This window comes from Flavobacterium qiangtangense (assembly GCF_042658345.1).
Taxonomy (GTDB): Bacteria; Bacteroidota; Bacteroidia; order Flavobacteriales; family Flavobacteriaceae; genus Flavobacterium; species Flavobacterium qiangtangense.
This window is the reverse complement of sequence record NZ_JBHSQB010000009.1, coordinates 138,975-156,067: the sequence shown is the minus strand read 5'-3', so window position 1 is coordinate 156,067 and position 17,093 is coordinate 138,975. Positions and strand designations below refer to the sequence as shown.

At 35.0% G+C, this 17,093-nt stretch carries 15 protein-coding genes; 8 read left to right on the top strand and 7 right to left on the bottom strand.

The features are described from left to right. The first annotated feature begins 7 nt into the window (after positions 1-7). Complete coding sequence (locus ACFPVY_RS12510) at positions 8-553, top strand: RNA polymerase sigma factor (protein ID WP_379792428.1); 546 nt, start codon at positions 8-10, stop codon at positions 551-553. Next, positions 550-2,208, top strand: a complete 1,659-nt coding sequence (locus ACFPVY_RS12505) for a hypothetical protein (RefSeq protein ID WP_379792427.1) — start codon at positions 550-552, stop codon at positions 2,206-2,208. Before ACFPVY_RS12510 ends, ACFPVY_RS12505 begins: the two co-directional genes overlap by 4 nt. An 81-nt stretch (positions 2,209-2,289) precedes the next feature. Here the strand turns inward: ACFPVY_RS12505 and ACFPVY_RS12500 are convergent, their stop codons facing one another. Further along, positions 2,290-3,051, bottom strand: coding sequence for a lysophospholipid acyltransferase family protein (locus tag ACFPVY_RS12500; protein ID WP_379792426.1), 762 nt, complete (start codon positions 3,049-3,051; stop codon positions 2,290-2,292). Between the two features lie 189 nt (positions 3,052-3,240). Between ACFPVY_RS12500 and ACFPVY_RS12495 the strand changes: the two genes are divergently transcribed. Both ACFPVY_RS12495 and trpS read left to right on the top strand, forming a co-directional pair. After that, positions 3,241-3,618, top strand: coding sequence for a GxxExxY protein (locus ACFPVY_RS12495; protein WP_379792425.1), 378 nt, complete (start codon positions 3,241-3,243; stop codon positions 3,616-3,618). Positions 3,619-3,805: 187 nt separating this feature from the next. Continuing rightward, positions 3,806-4,780 (top strand): tryptophan--tRNA ligase, encoded by a 975-nt coding sequence (gene trpS / locus ACFPVY_RS12490; RefSeq protein ID WP_379792424.1) that lies wholly within the window; start codon positions 3,806-3,808, stop codon positions 4,778-4,780. Positions 4,781-4,837: 57 nt separating this feature from the next. On the opposite strand, the gene ACFPVY_RS12485 is transcribed toward trpS, so the two are convergent. Further along, entirely contained in the window at positions 4,838-6,349 is a 1,512-nt protein-coding gene (locus ACFPVY_RS12485; RefSeq protein ID WP_379792422.1) for a hypothetical protein, read from the bottom strand. Between the two features lie 53 nt (positions 6,350-6,402). Between ACFPVY_RS12485 and ACFPVY_RS12480 the strand changes: the two genes are divergently transcribed. Together ACFPVY_RS12480 and ACFPVY_RS12475 are read left to right on the top strand one after the other, a co-directional pair. Next, positions 6,403-6,756 carry a hypothetical protein gene (locus ACFPVY_RS12480; RefSeq protein WP_379792421.1) on the top strand — a complete coding sequence of 118 codons (354 nt, stop codon included), beginning with the start codon at positions 6,403-6,405 and terminating at the stop codon, positions 6,754-6,756. Between the two features lie 15 nt (positions 6,757-6,771). Further along, positions 6,772-9,255, top strand: coding sequence for an Hsp70 family protein (locus tag ACFPVY_RS12475; RefSeq protein WP_379792420.1), 2,484 nt, complete (start codon positions 6,772-6,774; stop codon positions 9,253-9,255). Between the two features lie 2 nt (positions 9,256-9,257). Here the strand turns inward: ACFPVY_RS12475 and dprA are convergent, their stop codons facing one another. Beyond that, a complete protein-coding gene (gene dprA, locus ACFPVY_RS12470) occupies positions 9,258-10,361 on the bottom strand; it encodes a DNA-processing protein DprA (protein WP_379792704.1) in 1,104 nt (367 codons plus the stop codon). 106 nt (positions 10,362-10,467) lie between these two features. Here dprA and ACFPVY_RS12465 point away from each other — a divergent pair, with 106 nt between their 5' ends. Together ACFPVY_RS12465 and ACFPVY_RS12460 are read left to right on the top strand one after the other, a co-directional pair. Then, complete coding sequence (locus ACFPVY_RS12465; protein WP_379792419.1) at positions 10,468-11,406, top strand: HU domain-containing protein; 939 nt, start codon at positions 10,468-10,470, stop codon at positions 11,404-11,406. Positions 11,407-12,092: 686 nt separating this feature from the next. Further along, complete coding sequence (locus tag ACFPVY_RS12460; protein WP_379792418.1) at positions 12,093-12,602, top strand: acyl-CoA thioesterase; 510 nt, start codon at positions 12,093-12,095, stop codon at positions 12,600-12,602. 36 nt (positions 12,603-12,638) lie between these two features. Here ACFPVY_RS12460 and ACFPVY_RS12455 read toward each other — a convergent pair whose 3' ends face one another. Genes ACFPVY_RS12455 through ACFPVY_RS12440 form a run of 4 tightly spaced genes read right to left on the bottom strand, consistent with a single transcriptional unit; the run spans position 12,639 to position 17,062 of the window. Further along, positions 12,639-13,889 (bottom strand): murein hydrolase activator EnvC family protein, encoded by a 1,251-nt coding sequence (locus tag ACFPVY_RS12455; RefSeq protein ID WP_379792417.1) that lies wholly within the window; start codon positions 13,887-13,889, stop codon positions 12,639-12,641. Between the two features lie 20 nt (positions 13,890-13,909). Next, the gene (gene lolB1, locus ACFPVY_RS12450) at positions 13,910-14,680 is read right to left on the bottom strand and encodes a lipoprotein insertase outer membrane protein LolB1 (RefSeq protein ID WP_379792416.1); all 771 of its coding nucleotides are present in this window, start codon (positions 14,678-14,680) and stop codon (positions 13,910-13,912) included. Beyond that, on the bottom strand, positions 14,677-16,032 hold the full coding sequence (locus ACFPVY_RS12445; protein ID WP_379792415.1) for a tetratricopeptide repeat protein: 1,356 nt from the start codon (positions 16,030-16,032) through the stop codon (positions 14,677-14,679). Before ACFPVY_RS12445 ends, lolB1 begins: the two co-directional genes overlap by 4 nt. A 19-nt stretch (positions 16,033-16,051) precedes the next feature. Then, the gene (locus tag ACFPVY_RS12440; RefSeq protein ID WP_379792414.1) at positions 16,052-17,062 is read right to left on the bottom strand and encodes a sugar phosphate nucleotidyltransferase; all 1,011 of its coding nucleotides are present in this window, start codon (positions 17,060-17,062) and stop codon (positions 16,052-16,054) included. Positions 17,063-17,093: the final 31 nt, after the last annotated feature.

Sequence of the window (17,093 nt, the reverse complement as noted above, 5' to 3'; positions counted from 1 at the left end):
AGATATTTTGAGTTTAGATCAGCTCATACATGATTGCAGTCATAACGATACTAAAGCTCAAGAACAATTATATAAGTTGCTTTCGCCAAAATTGTTCGCAGTGTGCTTAAAGTATTCGCGAAATTATGCCGAAGCCGAAGATAATCTTCAGGACGGATTTCTTATTATATTTAGGAAAATCGGGCAATTTAATTTTAAAGGATCTTTTGAAGGCTGGGCAAAACGGGTGATGGTCAACAACGTATTGCAAAAATATCGCGGAAATACCGTCTTTGAAATCATCAATGACAATATTCCCGATGAAGAAGAAATTGAAATTGATGATGAAAACATTTCGCTTGAATTTTTGATGAAAATCATCCAAGAATTGCCAGACAGATACCGACTTGTTTTCAATTTATATGTAATGGACGGTTATTCTCACAAAGAAATTGCAGAAATGCTGGAGATTACAACCGGAACCACAAAATCAAATCTTGCCAGAGCAAAGATGATTTTAAAGGAAAAAATAGAAGCTCAAACCGGAAACGGAAACTATACAGTAGCAAAATGAGTGAGAAAAAAAATATAGAAAGACTTTTTCAAGAAAAGTTTAAAGACTTTGAAGCGATTCCGTCGCAGAAAGTTTGGGATAATATTGAAGAAGAACTTCACAAAAAGAAAAAACGCAGAGTTGTCCCAATTTGGTTTCGACTTTCGGGTGTGGCGGCGTTATTGCTTGTTGGAGCGCTCATTGGTTATGGAATTTTAAATGATTCGCCAAACACAAATCCAGATAATAGTGTTGTAAATCAAGAAAATATCGATGCAAATAATACCGGAAAAGATATGCTTCCGACAAAAAATCCGGTGCGAAGTAATCAAGTTGTTACCGACGCCGGAAATTCTGAAGCTGAAAATAATGCAACAGGAAATACAATTTCATCGGAAGAAATAATTGGAAAAAATAATTTAGATTCAAACCAAAAATTAAACGCTAATTCTTCTCAAGAAAAAAATAGATCAAAAAATAATGCAGTTGCCGATCAGGAAAATTCCATGATTAATTCTTCCAAAAAAGAAAATTATTATAAAACCAAAGCAACTATTACTAACAAATCTAATGCTGTTGCAAGCGCTAACAATAAAACAATTACCAAAAATAAAACGCTAAAAACAAATTCTGAAAATAACGCCATTGCAAATTTAGGAACAAATAAATCCTCGAATAAAAATACCAAAACTTCAATTTCTGAAGATTTAAAATCTAAAAATGACGCTCTAGCCAATCAAGAAAACACCAATAAAACTTCAGGAAATCAAAATAATATTCAGGAAAAAACTTCGGCTTCTGAAAATAAAACTATTCTGAAAAAAGACTCAAATAACCAGATTGCTTTTGAAACAAAACCAATCGAGGAACAAAAAAAGGATTCAACAGCTGTTGCTACTGTTGTCCCGAATGCGCTGGAAGAATTGCTTAAACAACAAGAAAAAGAGAAAGAATTGGTGACAGAAACTAAAGTAAATAGGTGGCAAATTACGTCAAACGTAGCTCCTATTTATTTTAGCTCTGCTTCCAACGGTTCACCGATTTCGCAAGAACTTAGCGATAATTCTAAAAATTTCGAAAAAAACATGAGTTATGGCGTTGGCGTCAATTATGCACTTTCAAACAAATGGTCGGTCAGAAGCGGTGTCAATAAATTGAGTTTGGGTTACAACACAAATAATATCGTTTATTATGCTGGATTGCCTGGTGATGAAGCCCGAAATTCAAATTCTTTTCAAGCAAAAGGAAGCCAAATTATAATTGAAGATAACTCTGCTGCAAATGTTCTTTCATTTGACAATGTTCCGGGGAAAAATCAAGGTTATTTAAACCAAACGATGGGTTACATTGAAGTTCCTGTGGAGCTTTCATACAAACTTTTAGACAGAAAATTTGGGATCGAATTGATTGGAGGAATGAGCACGATGTTTTTAAATGAAAATAATCTTTCCGTCGTTTCTGGTGAGCTTGTAACTTCTGCCGGAAGAGCCGAAAATTTAAACGATGTTTCGTTCACGTCAAATATCGGATTGGGATTTAAGTACAATTTTTGGAAATCGTTCCAAGCAAATATAGAACCAAAATTCAAGTACCAATTGAATACATTCAGCGGAAATGACGGCGGTTTCAAGCCTTATTTCATCGGAATTTATTCTGGTTTGAGTTTTAGTTTTTAAAGATTTAGTTGGTTTTTATAGTTTTAAAATTAGTTAAGTACGTCATTATTATACGTTAATGACAAGAAAAAAGCGCCCTGGTTAGGCGCTTTTTTTATTATTAAACTTCAGCAATTGATCAAAAATAATTGCTTTCACTTGTTCTCTCACTTCTTTTATATCTTTTTTGTCTGCTACACTTTTTCCCGTTGTATCCACAAAATGATGCACTTTAGCTCGCATTAAACCCGGACTTCCGCTTAAAAATGTATAGGAAAATCGCTTTTTATTATCTGCAAAAGTTATCGGCACAATCGGAATTTGATGTTCTAAAGCCAAACGAAAAGCACCGTCTTTAAATTCATCTAACAATACCGATTCGTCATCAGGAACGCCACCTTCTGGAAAAATACAAATACTTAAACCTTGAGACAATCTTTTTTGGGCTCTGTCAAAAACTTCCATTCGGCTTTTTGAACTTTTTCTGTCCACCAAAATACACGTCCTTTTATAGAAAAATCCGAATAGCGGAATCTTCGCCAGTTCTTTTTTTCCCACAAAAACAAACGGATTTCTAACCAAAGCCAACATCAGCATAATATCAGTCATTGACGTGTGATTTGAAACCAACATATAACTTTTTCCTTGTTCCAATTCTTGTTCGCGTTCCACTTTGTAATAAAATCCCATCCCAAAGAGAATCACTTTTGCCCAAATTCTAGCCATCACAAAAAAGTAAGGATACCATTTTTCTTTCAAGATGGAAATTACTAAAAACGGAAGCATCAGAATTATAGGAAGTCCCATTAAAAAATAGAACCAAATTCGCCAAAGAACCCAAAAAATAATTTTAAGAAACCGCATAAAGATTTGAATGTATAAACTTCCGAGAGATGAAACTTGGATTTTTAAATTTGTTTTCCAAATGTAAAGTTTTTTAGTTTTTAAACGCAAAGTTCGGAAGGTTTTCGCAAAGTTTCGCAAAGAAGAAAGTTTCTAGTTAGTAGAAACAACTATATTTGATTTAATTAGTAACGCCATATAGAATTTTTTATGACTGAAAATGAAATCTCCAATAAGATAATTGGCTTAGCCATTGAAATACACAAAAAGCTTGGGCCCGGACTTTTAGAAAGTGCCTACAAAGAATGTTTGTTTTATAAAATCAACAAATCTGGACTATTTGTAGAAAAAGAAAAAGCAATGCCTTTGATTTTTGAAGATGTAAAATTAGATTGTGGATATCGCGTTGATTTATTAGTTGAAAAGAAATTGATTATTGAAATCAAAAGTGTCGAATCCTTGAATACTGTTCATCTTGCACAAACACTCACTTACTTAAGATTAGGAAATTATAAACTTGGTTTGCTAATAAACTTTAATGAAATCCTCTTAAAAAACGGAATCAGAAGGGTTGCAAATAACTTGTGAAAAAACTTTACGAAAACTTTAAAAATTCTTCTATTTAAAACCTTCGCGAAACTTTGCGAAAACCTTCCAAACTTTGCTTTTAAAAAAGCTGCAAACCATAAAAATAAAACAACAAAAAACTTTGCCATCAAAATAAACTTTCCAAACTTTGTCAAATAAATCTTTGCGTTAAAACAAAAAAAATAAAATGTCAAAAATCTTAACAGGAATTCAAAGCACAGGAACGCCACACTTGGGAAACCTTCTCGGTGCGATTTTTCCAGCTATTGAATTATCAAACAAGCCCGAAAACCAGTCGTATCTTTTTATCGCTGATTTGCACTCGATTACGCAAATCAAAGACGGAGAAACTTTGCGTGAAAACACGTACAGCACGGCTTCTACTTGGCTTGCCTGCGGACTTGATGTTGAAAAAGTAGTTTTTTATCGCCAATCAGATGTTCCTCAAACTACAGAATTATCTTGGTATTTGAGCTGTTTTTTTCCATTTCAAAGATTGACTTTGGCGCATTCATTTAAAGACAAATCTGACAGACTTTCTGACGTAAACGCCGGATTATTTACCTATCCGATGTTAATGGCGGCCGATATTCTTTTGTATGATGCCGAATTTGTTCCGGTTGGGAAAGACCAATTACAACATATAGAAATCACGCGCGATGTCGCCGCAAGATTCAACAACCAATTGGGAGAAACGTTTGTTTTGCCAGAATCTTATACGCAAGAAGACACTAAATATGTTCCTGGAACAAACGGCGGAAAAATGAGCAAATCAGCCAATAATATCATCAATATTTTCTTAGATGACAAGGCTCTCCGCAAACAAGTCATGTCAATTGAAACCGACAGCACCCCATTGGAAGATCCAAAAGACACCGAAACTTGCAAGATTTTTGCCATCTATAAATTGCTTGCAACAGAAAGTCAATTGGCAGAAATGACCGAAAAATATAAAAATGTCAACAGAGATTTTGGTTGGGGACACGCCAAGCAAGCACTTTTTGAATTGATTTTAGAAAAATTCAAAGTGGAAAGAGAAAGATACACTTACTATATGAACAACAAACCAGAAGTTGACAAATTATTGCTTCAAGGTGCGGCAAAAGCAAGTGAAAAAGCGAACGAAGTTTTGCAAAGAGTAAGACAAAAATTAGGTTATTAACTAGCCGAAAACCATAAAATTAAAAAGCCATAAGAACTAAACTTATGGCTTTTTTGATTATTCCGCTGACATTGTCTTGACATATTCAACAGGTTCTTCTCTTAACGACATTTCCTTTGAAACGACTTTAATTTTCTTTCCTTCCTGCTTCAATTCCACATCATTTGAAAAGAAATAATCTTCTGTTATTATTTCTGTTGCATTTTCAGGCAAGCTTTGAAAACGGTATTCGCTCATTGCATCAAAAATCTGAAATTCAGCATCTGAACCAAATGACGAAAGCGTATTTCCAGCATAAAAATTGAAAACTTTTTCTTCCTTTTCATCAATTTTAATTGGAAGTGATTCTTTTGATTTGATAAAATAAGCTCTTGACGCAAAATTATTTTTTCTTCCGGAAGTCGTATATTTCACAGCATTTTCTAAAACTACTACATCAAATTTCGTATTGTTTTTGAAAACTATTTCTTTACTTTCGAAATCGGATGTTTTTGCTGTTCCAAATACATTTGTAAACGGATTGTCACCTGTTTTAAAATTTCCTTTTTTAAAATTTTCTTTTGCAGATTGCTCTGGAATTTTGGTTACCAAATAATATTTAAAACTCGTTATTCTCTCTCTTTCCGCATCAAAAACACTGTCAACATAAGAACTTTGTGATCCATAATTAGGCAACGGACTTACTCCGTAATTGTAAATTCCATTATCATAACTATTTTGGTAAATCGTATTCGAATCATTGGACGAACATTTGCTCATTGCCCAAATCAATTTCAAAACAACTAGAATAATAAAAAAGATCGTTCTTCCAGAAATTCCCGAACTTCCTGAGCTCGTATTGTCAATATTTGAGCGAACTGCTTCTCTATTTTTCGCAAGCAAATCATTCAAATCTGAATCAAAAGCGTCATAATTTGAAATAGAAAGCATTGCAGATTCTCCAAAACCCGACTTTTTTGTAGCGTTATAAATTTCTACAATACTGTTAATCAGCAATGAAACGCGCTCATCCATTTCTGGAGAACTAAACTTGGAAAGCAAATCATAAAAACTTTTTTGCTTCAAAAAAAATACTGAATCTAAATCGCTTACTTCAGAAACTGCCAATTTATTTAGCGTAAAGTCAAGCTTTCCGTGAATCTTTTTTTCAATTTTATACAACACGTCATCCGGAAAATAATCCTTGGTTTTCAGCAGATAATCCATATCGTCAAAAGCATTTTGAGACATTTTCTTGTCAAAATAAAGCGTCAATTCTTCTTCTAAAAATCGAGAAATAAAATCTCGAATTCTTTCTGGTTCAATATTTTTTGGCCAAAAATCATCGCGTCGATATCTTGTATTCGCAAAAAAATTATAAAGCAGGAAATCATTAGCCAAAAAATTAAATTCTTCTGGATAATTTTTTAAGGCGAGAACCAAATTGGAAGCCACATTGTTATCAATTTCCGGATTCAGTTTCTTTTCAACATTGATTCTTTTTTCAATTTTGATTACTTCATCAGCCGAAAATTGGTGGTCAGCTGTTTTTTCGAGATTTAATTTTTCGAATAATTCTATGATATTCATACTTTTCAGATAAAATAGATTGGCGCAAAAATAGGATTTAAAACTTTATAACAATGATTTCTTTGAAAAACCAAAATAATTGTAAATTGCTTCCCAATAACTTAGGCTTCAGCACAAAAATGAAAGACATTATCAATCAGGTTTTTGAAATAGAAAAGAAAGCTAGCGAACAAAATATCGATAGTTTTGAAAGAAATTTACGAAGAATTAATCACGAATTTGAAGAATTGGGATACAAAATTGTAAACCCAATTGGCAATTCTTATGACGAAAGAGATGCTTCTTTAGAGGCAAATATGATCACTACAAACGCCAAAAAAATCACCAAAGTTTTGAAACCAGTTATTTATAAAATGGAAAATGATGCTTATTCTTTAATTCAAAAAGGAGTTGTCATCGTCGAATAATCGCTTGAAATTACTATGAAAAATATAAATTTTGGAATCGATCTTGGCACCACAAATTCTGGAATCGCCAAATACGAAAATGGAAAAGTAACGATTTTTAAAAATCCGGTTGGTTTTAAAGACACGATTCCGTCGGTGGTTTCTTTTCGAAAAGGAAGAATTCAAATTGGCGATAAAGCGCGCGAACACGTGATTTCAAATTCAAATAATGTGTTTTCGTCTTTCAAAAGAAAAATGGGTTCTGACGAAAATTATTTCGTTGAAGATCTTGATAAAAACATCACGCCAATTGAACTTTCTTCAATGATTTTAAAAGAATTGGCGAGTTTTGCGCAAGGCGAAAATCCAAAAACTGCCGTGATTACAATTCCAGCTTCCTTTGATACAATTCAAACAAATGCGACCAAAAAAGCGGGTTACAGCGCAGGTTTTGAAGAAGTTGTGCTTTTGCAAGAACCAATTGCGGCGTGTTTGGCGTATTCAAATATTCAAAATTTAGAAATTGCTACAGAGAAAAAATGGCTCGTTTATGATTTTGGTGGAGGCACTTTTGACGTGGCTTTGGTGAAAATTGACGAGCGCGAATTGAAAGTTATTGATCACAAAGGAAACAACTTTTTAGGAGGCGTGGATTTGGATACTTTATTCGTAGAAAAAATTATCTGCCCTAAAATTGAAGCCAATTCATCGGTTGAAAATCTTTGGAACAAACTCGCTTCGCAAGAAAATTCGATTTACAAAAAACTGTATTTTGAATTGCTTTTTAAAGCCGAAGAAGCCAAAAAAGAATTGTCTTTAAAGCCAACAACAAACATTGAAATTGATTTTGACGAACTCGATATTTTCTTAGATATTGATATTTCAAAAGAAGAGTTTGAAGCAATTTTAAAAGCAAAATTCGACGAATCTTTTCAATTGACAGAAAAATTAATTACTGAAAACCGACTTCAATTTTCTGATATTGAACGCATTATTTTGGTTGGAGGAACAACTTACATTCCTTACATCCGAGAAGAATTGCAAAAAAGAACCGAAATTATTATCGATTCCAGCATTGATCCAACTACGGCTGTGATTTTAGGCGCGACTTTTTACGCAGGTTCAAAACCTTCAGAATTGGTTGAAAAAGAAGAAGAAAATGTAGCTTCAGAAAAAGTTTCGGAAGTAAAACTAGAGTTGATTTTTGAACCGCATTCAAAAGATTCCGAAGAATTGATTGTGGCAATTGTTGACAATTCTATTTCTCACTATTACAGAATCATTCGTGCCGACGGAGGTTTTGACACCGGAATTTTGAAAATAAACCAGAAGATTTCTGAGTTCGTCCCGTTGCTTGAAAAAGCCACGAACGGTTTCACGATTTCTTTGTATGATTTTGGCCAAAATCAAATTCATCAGAAAAATATTCAGATTACAAATGGATTGTATAATATTTTAGGACAGCCGTTGCCAAACGATATTTGCCTGGAAGTTGACGAACAATCTGGCAAAACATATATGGAAAGAATATTCAAGAAAAACGATATTCTGCCGATGAAGAAGACGATTTATAAAACTTGCTCTAAAAATATCTTGAAAAATTCTGACGATAAATTGATCATCAACATCGTTGAAGGAAATGCCGGAAGTATGGTTGGAAGCAATTTGACAATCGGTTACATCGAAATTTCTGGACGAAATTTTACGCAAGATTTATTAAAAGGAATGGATGTCGAACTGAATTTCAAGATTTCAGAATCACGTGATTTAAGCGTAAATGTGTACATAAGTTCGTTAGATTTAGAAATTAATGAGGTCTTCAATCCGCATCAGCGCACGGTTTCTTTAGAAAAATTGTCTGCCGAAGTAAAAAGTGCTTTGGACGAAATCAATGAAGAAATTGAGAATGAAGAAGCAGAAGAAAACTATGAATATCTTTCAAAAATAAAGCGAATCAAAGATTATTTGGCGGTTCTTTATAATGATTCCCTTGAAATTGCAGACGATAAATCAACCGATAAAAAATATCAGATTGATGAAATGAAGCGAATTGCGATTCAAGAATTTGATGATTTGGTTCGCCACAAACACGTTTTGGGAGAAATTGACGAATACCGAAGAACGAAAGACGTTTTTGAATCGTATTTGGAACGCGCAACGCCTCGCCAAAAAGAAGAATTCGAAAAAATTATTAGAACAGAAAAAGAGTTTTTAGAATCGAATAACAAATATTTGATCAAGCAGAAAAACAAGGAACTTGACAAACTTTTAGACGACATTTATTACAAGCAAGACGAGCGCTACATCGACTTCTTTTATCATTTTAGATTTTTGGATGACGATCAATACAAAAGTGCTTCAAATTTTAATAAGCTGGTAAATCTTGGTGATAAAGCATTGGAAAACAAAAATTTACCAGAACTTAAAGCGGTTTGCAATCAGCTTTATGATCTTTTAAAAGTAAAACCAAAAGGCAAAGAAGATTTCAATTCATTTGATGGTAATTTAGGTTTAAAATAAGCCTAAATTGCTTCAAATAATTTCCCCGGCAACGGCCGAATCACGCCTTTCAATTCCATGTTTAAAAGCATTGAAGATATTCTATACACCGGAAATTCGCAATCTAAAGCAATGATATCTAAAAGTTCTTTCCCCGACTTCAGAAGATAATCATAGATTTTTTGTTCGTCATTGTCCAATTCGACGAACAATTGTTTTTGTACGGGTTTTGATTTCTCAGAATCTAAGTCCCAGTTGAGCATGTAAATCAAATCTGCCGCAGAAGTCAACAAATTGGCTTTCTGAGTTTTAATCAAATTATTACAACCTTGGCTGTATTTGTCAGTTGCTCTTCCCGGAAAAGCAAAGACATCACGATTGTAATCCACAGCCATATTTGCAGTGATTAACGAACCGCCTTTATCGGCAGATTCTATGACGATTGTGGCTTCAGACATTCCCGCAACGATTCGATTTCGCTTCACAAAATTCTCTTTATCAGGATTAGATGAACTCCAAAAATCAGTTAGAAAACCGCCGTTTTCCTCCATTTTTGCGACATATTTGGTGTGTACTTTTGGATAAATCTGGTTCAAGCCGTGCGCGACAACGCCAATGGTTTGCAGGTTATTTTCCATCGCCGCTTGATGTGAGACAATATCAACTCCGTATGCAAAACCACTGACGATAATTGGATTTAACGGAGCCAAATCTGCAATCAATTTCTTGCAACATTCCATTCCGTAGGAAGTAATTTGGCGAGTGCCGACAACGCTGATGATTTTCCGATTTTTAAAGTCAATATTTCCAGAAGAAAAAAGTAAAACCGGTCCGTCAATGCAATGTTTCAATTTATCAGGATAATTTTCATCCTGAAAAAACAGCGTGTCGATATGGTTTTCTTTGATGAATTGAAGCTCTTTTTCTGCTTTTTCAAAAACAGATTTATCTTTGAGATTTCTGATCAAAATGCTCCCGATTCCGTCGATGCTTCCAAGTTTTGAAGCTTTTGATTGAAACACTTCTTTGGCGTTTCCAAAATGATTTAGCAGTTTTTTAGCGACGATATCGCCTACTAATTCGACTTTCTGTAACGCTAACAGGTAAAATAATTCTTCTTCGGGCATGGCAAATAATTGAATGTCAAAGAAAAGACTTTTTTTCAAATTGTTAATAAAATTTGTTGATAAAATTTTGCTCTGACTGATGATTGGCTAACTTTGTTTTATGAAGATGGAACATCACATATCACAACTTTTATACAGATACCAATGCGTTTCGGTACCTGGTTTCGGGGCTTTTTTGACCGAAATCCAATCAGCTCGACTGAACGAAAATGCGGCATCGTTTTATCCGCCAAGGAAAGTCGTTTCCTTTAATTTTCATCTTAAAAACAACGACGGATTGCTGGCTAACCACATTTCTCAGTCAGAAAAAATCACGTATGAAGATGCAGTGAAAAACATCGAAACTGAAGTTTTAAAGTGGAAATATGCCTTGCAACAAAACCAAACTTTGCAGGTAAAAAACATCGGGCAATTTACTGTAAATTCAGAAAGCAATTTGGTTTTTGAATCGTTTGACAGCATGAATTACCTGACCGATTCTTTTGGATTAAGCACTTTTGTTTCGCCAAAAATCCAGAGAGAAATTTATGCAGAACAAATTGAAGCGTTAGAAGAAAAAGCGCCGATTGCGTTTACTCCAGAAAGAAGAAAGAATTCGTATCTTAAATATGCTGCGATTTTCGTTCTTGGACTTGGCGCTGCAGGATTTTTTGGAAACAATTATTACAACGATTACCAAAACAAACTTGCTTCTGAACAACAATTAATGGTTGAAAAATCAGTGCAGGAAAAAGTAGAAAATAAAATTCAAGAAGCTACATTTTTTATCGAAAGTCCGCTTCCAGCCGTGAAATTGACCGTTAAGGAAGAAAAAATGGCGTATCACGTTGTTGCCGGCGCTTTCAGAAATGAAGCAAACGCACAAAAAATCTACGAGAAATTGAGCAAAAAAGGTTTCAAATCAAGAAGAATTGAACAAACAAGACACGGTTTATATCCGGTTCTTTATGGCAGTTTTTCTACGTATGCCGAAGCTCAAAAAGCAATGTCAAAAATTCAGAAAACTGAAAATCCTGAAGCTTGGCTTCTGATTAAAGAGTTATAATTCAAATCCCGATTCTGTCGGGATTTTTTTTTGCCTCGTCATTGCGAGAAACGAAGCAATCACATTGTCTAAATTATTTGGCAGCAAGTCACCAGGTAAATTTGAAAACCATTTTCCTGCTGCAGCAACTCGCTTTAAACCGGTTTGTTCACCGGTTTAAGAGCTCAAACAATTGCAGCATCAGGGCTATTTGAGAAACTATTTGCTTCTTTGCAAACGGCAGTTCGCCAACCTTTGTCGCCCGCCAATCGCCATCGAATATCCTAACAGGTTTTAAAAACCTGTTAGGTATGAATTTTCAAGTAGCTTGTTTTTTTGACTAAAGCCAATTCTCATTCCTTTTTAAAGAATGCTATTATCAATTTTGAGCTGTTTTTTATACCTAACAGGTTTTAAAAACCTGTTAGGATAACGAAAATCCTATGAAAATAAATTTTATTTTAATGATTTTGATTGCTTTTCTGGCGCAGTGATTGTCGGCAAACTGCGTCACTAGCCCCGATTGAAACGGAAAGCCTTTTTCACGGAAAACTATTTTTTCTTTGGCTGGCGAAGCGACCGGAGGAAGCTCTTGCCAGCCAAGAAGAAAAAAAGTTTTTCGGGGAAAAGCTTGCAGGGAAAAGCGGGATTAGCTTCAAAAAAACGTAAAAATCTATTGGTTATCGATTACCTTTGCAAAAAAAATTATGCAACCAAAAACTCCATCAGAATCTGTAGCTGTCTTGACTGACTTGGTCTTGCCGGGAGAAACTAATCCTTTGAACAACCTTTTTGGCGGTGAATTGCTGGCGAGAATGGATCGTGCAGCAAGTATTGCGGCGAGAAGACATTCGCGCAGAATTGTGGTTACAGCTTCGGTAAATCACGTGGCTTTTAATCGCGCAATTCCGTTGGGAAGTGTTGTGACGATTGAGGCGAAGGTTTCGAGATCGTTTAAAAGTTCGATGGAAATTTATATCGATGTGTGGATTGAAGACCGCGAATCTGGCATCAAAAACAAAGCGAACGAAGCGATTTACACGTTTGTGGCGGTGGATGAAACGGGTCGTCCGGTGGAAATTCCGGGGATTGTTCCTGAAACGGAATTGGAGAAACAGCGTTATGACGCGGCGCTGCGAAGAAAGCAGTTGAGCCTTGTTCTGGCCGGAAAAATGAATCCGCACGACGCGACAGAATTGAAAGCGTTGTTTATATAATTAAAAAGGGAACCGAAATGGTTCCCTTTTTTTGTCTTATTTTGAAATCCAGGATTCTGGATTCATGTATTCTGTGTTTTGCATCACGAGGAATTTTAGTGTTGTTACGCCACCGCGTGTGGCTACTTTCCCGATGTTTTGATTTCTGGAAACCTTGCTTCCTTGTGAAACGCTCACCGAACTTAAATTTTGGTACACCGTGTAAAAATCTCCGTGTTGCACGTAAACCGCGATGTTGTTTCCAGACATTACTTGAACTCTGGTTACTTCGCCATCAAAAACGGCTCTGACAGATGTTCCTGGATCAGTGCTGATTTCAACTCCTGAACAGTGAACTGTTAGCGATTTCAATAACGGATGTGGTTGGTTTCCGTATTTTAAAGAGATAAATCCTTTGCTTACTGGCCAAGGCAATTTTCCTTTGTTTGCTTTAAAGCTGTTTGAAACGATTTTTCCTTCTGGTGTCAAGACAATTTTTGTGGAATTTTCAATGGCTTTTGTTTCAGCAACAGTCGCTTTTGGATTCGCTTTTTTATTCGCCGCGGCGGCTTTTCTGTTGGCCTCGGCAATTGCTTCACGAATTAATTTCTTGATTTGACGATCGGCTTCTTTAGATTCTTTTTGTTTTTTATTGATTTCAGCAGTTAACTTTTTGACGTCTTTTTTAATTGACTGCATCAGTTTTTCCTGCTCTTGTTTTTCAACTTCTAGCGTTTTTTTCTCTTGCTCATTTTCAACAATAAGCTTTTGCTTTTCTTTTTTCTGAACGCCAAGTTTTTCGTTGTAATTTGTTAATTCCGTAGATTTTACCTGAATTTCATCTCCTTGATTTTTTCTATAATTGGAATATTGCTTCATGTATTGCGCACGTTTGTAAGCTTGCAAAAAGTTTTGCGAAGACAATAAAAACATCGCGCGACTTTGCTCTGAACGGCTTTTATAAGACTTGACAATCATCTTTGCGTAGTCTTTTTTCAAGATGTCTAAGTCTTTTTTCATCGCATTTATTTTAAGTTGATTGGTGTAAATATCATCGCTCAATAATTTGGCTTGTTTTTCAGTTGTGGCAATTAATTTCTCTTGCAACTTGATTTTTGCTGCTTGCTGGGAAATCTGAACCATTACTGACTTTTCTTTCTTTCTTTCAGTACTTAAAGCGCTTCTGGCAGCGGCAATTTCTTTTTGAAGCTGTTCTTTACGTTCTTCCAATTTTCTTTGGGCGTCGCTTTGACTCCAGATCAAAGAAGTGGTCAATAAAAAAAAGAGTGTGAGGATAAATTTTGGCATAATGGTTTGTTTGTGCAAATCTAATCAATATATATTCTTTCGTAGCCATCTGGCACGCTATATGGAAAATTTAAGTTTTCGTCAAATGAAATGGTGTTGTATTCAATGTCAATTGTTGTCTTTTTCCCTTTTTGGTTGGCTTCAATTTTTACTTCCGTTGGCATTACAGCTTGTGGATAATCTTTGTGATTTGGGTATGAAACCAGCAACATCCGGTCTTCTTTTGCCTGCGTAATTTCTTGTTTTTTGATCAAATAATTTGCCGCTTCAAAGAAAAATGATTTTGCCGTATTTTTATCAAAAGTCGCTTCCACTTTGTAAAGTTGCTCTTCAACCGTTGTTTTATATTTTCCTTTGGTCAAATCGTCCATCGCTTCACCGATCAACATATTTTGAACTTTCTGGAAATCAAGATCGGTTCCAAGCCATTTGCTTAATGTGGAATAATCTCCTTCAAAGAATCTACCCCCAATTTTTTCGTAATATTTTACAAATTTTGGCGTGATATGAGCTTTTGCCATTGTAATTCCAAGGAAGCGAACGCTGACCAAAATCTGCTCATCTTTCTGGATTCTGATTTCGGCAGAAACATTTTGCGCCAATTTATCATCCTTAAATCTAGCGCTCGATTTGATGTAAGCCGTTTTGAAATTTCGCTTTAAGTTGTAATGATTTTTGATTACCTCAGCCGAAGCTACGGTTTCGCTAGCAGTTCCTTCGGCAATTACCGATTTTTTTGAACCGCAGGAAAACATTAAGATTCCGAGTGTTATGATGAGAAACTTTTTCATTTATTTTTTTGATTTAATAATTGGTCTGCTTTCTTGAAATACTTTTCTTTGTTTTTAACATCTCCAAGTCCGTTGTAAGCTTCGCCTAATTGTATGTTGAAATTAATTTCTAAATCACGATTTTCAAGCAAATAATCCAATCCCATTTCCAGAAATTCTTTAGCTTTCTTATGGTTTTTCAATTGGTTGTTCGCCAATCCTGAATAATAGTAAAACTCTGGTTGCAACGGAAAAAAGTCAATCAATTCTGATGATTTTTTGGCCAAAGCATCAAATTTTGCGCTTTCAGCGTAGGCTTGAAGCAAGAAAATATTTGGCTCCACTTCTTGCGGATTATTTTTTGAATAAATTTCTAAATAATGAATGGCGCGTTCCCAATTTTTCTTGGCATAAAAAATCTTCCCAATTTCTTTTGTCATCGCAACTTGCTGTTCGTTATCAAAATAACTGACAGCTTTGTCTAAATCGGCGTTAAATTGCGGATTATTTTTAGCAAAAATCAAGAACTCATTTAGCGTTTTGTACTTTATTTTCGAATCAATTTTCTTGCTTTCAAAAACTTTGTTCATCGCCAAAATGGCTTTGTCTCCGTCGTTATTATTCAAGTGAAACTTAAATAATCCGACTTGTGCAAACTCAGAATCCGGAATTTCTTTCTCTAATTTCTTTGCGATCTCAAACGCTTTTTCTTCTTGATTGCTGTCAGAATACAATAAAATCAAGGCAATATATTTCGATTCATCCTTTGGATTTTTCTTTATTGCAGCCAACAATTGGTCTTTTTCGGCCAACTGATATTTGGAATCTTTCATAATCGAAGCCTTGAAAGCTTCACGTTGCGGCGTTTTTCCAACCGCTTCGTCTAACTCGTTTATTGAAGCCAAAGCTTTGTCAAATTGGTCAGTGTACATAAAAAGTGCCGTCAAATCTTCCTTATAAGCCGGACTAAATTCTATCAATTTATTGACTACGACAATCGCTTGGTTATAATCACGAGTTTGATAGCAGACATCATACATTCCAACGTAATACCATTTGTTTTTTGGATCTAAAACCGAAGCTTTTTGGAAATAATCGTAGGCTTTTTTATAATCTTTTAGGCTCAAATAATTTTTACCTAATTCATAATTTACCACCGGATTTTCAGGTTGAGCGGCAAGGCATTTCTCTAAAGCAACAACAGCTTTGTCATAATTTTCAATGCCTTTTTGCTTCAATGATTCATAAAAATTATCTTGAAATTTGTCTTCCGCCAAGGCGATATCATCTGGTTCCGCTTGGGCAGAAACCATCGCAGGAAACAGCAACATTCCGAAGAAAAGCGATGCAAAAAGATATTTTTTAATTTTCATAGTAACCTTTTATCAAATTTTATTCCAAAACTGAGTAGTCGCCAATGCTAATGCTCGTAAAGTTTCCATCAAATTTTGCGTGGCTTCCGATCATTGCATTATCTAAATTTGCATTTTTGATATGCGAATGATTTTGAACCAAACTATTTTTTATTGTAGAATCAACTACGTGACAACCGTCTCCTAACGATACATTTGGACCAACGGTCGCATTAATTAAAATTACATCTTTTCCGATAAAACATGGCGGAATAATTGTAGAATTCTCTAGTTTCACGTCACAATCAACCAAGTGCTCTCCGTCATTATGCAGAAATCCAAGCATTCTTGAATTGGTTTCAACTGTTACGTTTTTATTACCGCAATCCATCCATTCATCCACTTTTCCAGGAACAAATTTCATTCCTTTTGCCATCATCTGCTTGATTCCGTCGTTGATTTGGTATTCGCCTCCGTGAATAATATTGTTGTCAATTACCAGCTGTAATTCGTCTTTTAAAACCGAAATATCCTTAAAATAATAGATTCCGATAACGGCTAAATCTGAAACAAATTCTTTTGGTTTTTCAACCAATTCAATGATTTCATTATTTTCGTTTAAGTTAATAACGCCAAAAGCTTCTGGTTCGTTTACTTGCTTAACCCAAATTACGCTATCGGCGGTTTTATCTAAATCAAAATCAGCACGAATCAGCGTATCCGCATAAGCGATAACTGCCGGACCGCTCAAAGAATCTTTGGCACACATAATGGCATGACCTGTTCCTAAAGCTTCATTTTGGTAATAAATGGTTCCTTTTGCTCCTAATTTTTCGGCAATGGCAATTAATTCTTCTTCCACTTTTTTACCAAAACTTTCGTGAATCACAAAAGCTACTTCTTCTATTTCTTGATTTAAAACGCCCGCAATATCTTCAACCAAACGGTGAACAATTGGTTTTCCAGCAACTGGAATCAGCGGTTTTGGAACTGTTAATGTATGTGGGCGAAGACGTGAACCGCGTCCCGCCATTGGAACTATTATTTTCATATTTTATTATTGAAAGATTTAAGGATTGGAA

Excerpts from the sequence above, each read along its gene's own strand:
- lolB1 (WP_379792416.1), bottom strand. The coding sequence starts at position 14,680 with ATGAAAAAGTTTCTCATCATAACACTCGGAATCTTAATGTTTTCCTGC.
- ACFPVY_RS12445 (WP_379792415.1), bottom strand. The coding sequence starts at position 16,032 with ATGAAAATTAAAAAATATCTTTTTGCATCGCTTTTCTTCGGAATGTTG.
- ACFPVY_RS12495 (WP_379792425.1), top strand. The coding sequence starts at position 3,241 with ATGACTGAAAATGAAATCTCCAATAAGATAATTGGCTTAGCCATTGAA.
- trpS (WP_379792424.1), top strand. The coding sequence starts at position 3,806 with ATGTCAAAAATCTTAACAGGAATTCAAAGCACAGGAACGCCACACTTG.
- ACFPVY_RS12460 (WP_379792418.1), top strand. The coding sequence starts at position 12,093 with ATGCAACCAAAAACTCCATCAGAATCTGTAGCTGTCTTGACTGACTTG.
- ACFPVY_RS12480 (WP_379792421.1), top strand. The coding sequence starts at position 6,403 with ATGATTTCTTTGAAAAACCAAAATAATTGTAAATTGCTTCCCAATAAC.
- ACFPVY_RS12500 (WP_379792426.1), bottom strand. The coding sequence starts at position 3,051 with ATGCGGTTTCTTAAAATTATTTTTTGGGTTCTTTGGCGAATTTGGTTC.
- ACFPVY_RS12465 (WP_379792419.1), top strand. The coding sequence starts at position 10,468 with ATGGAACATCACATATCACAACTTTTATACAGATACCAATGCGTTTCG.
- dprA (WP_379792704.1), bottom strand. The coding sequence starts at position 10,361 with ATGCCCGAAGAAGAATTATTTTACCTGTTAGCGTTACAGAAAGTCGAA.
- ACFPVY_RS12475 (WP_379792420.1), top strand. The coding sequence starts at position 6,772 with ATGAAAAATATAAATTTTGGAATCGATCTTGGCACCACAAATTCTGGA.
- ACFPVY_RS12455 (WP_379792417.1), bottom strand. The coding sequence starts at position 13,889 with ATGCCAAAATTTATCCTCACACTCTTTTTTTTATTGACCACTTCTTTG.
- ACFPVY_RS12505 (WP_379792427.1), top strand. The coding sequence starts at position 550 with ATGAGTGAGAAAAAAAATATAGAAAGACTTTTTCAAGAAAAGTTTAAA.
- ACFPVY_RS12485 (WP_379792422.1), bottom strand. The coding sequence starts at position 6,349 with ATGAATATCATAGAATTATTCGAAAAATTAAATCTCGAAAAAACAGCT.
- ACFPVY_RS12440 (WP_379792414.1), bottom strand. The coding sequence starts at position 17,062 with ATGAAAATAATAGTTCCAATGGCGGGACGCGGTTCACGTCTTCGCCCA.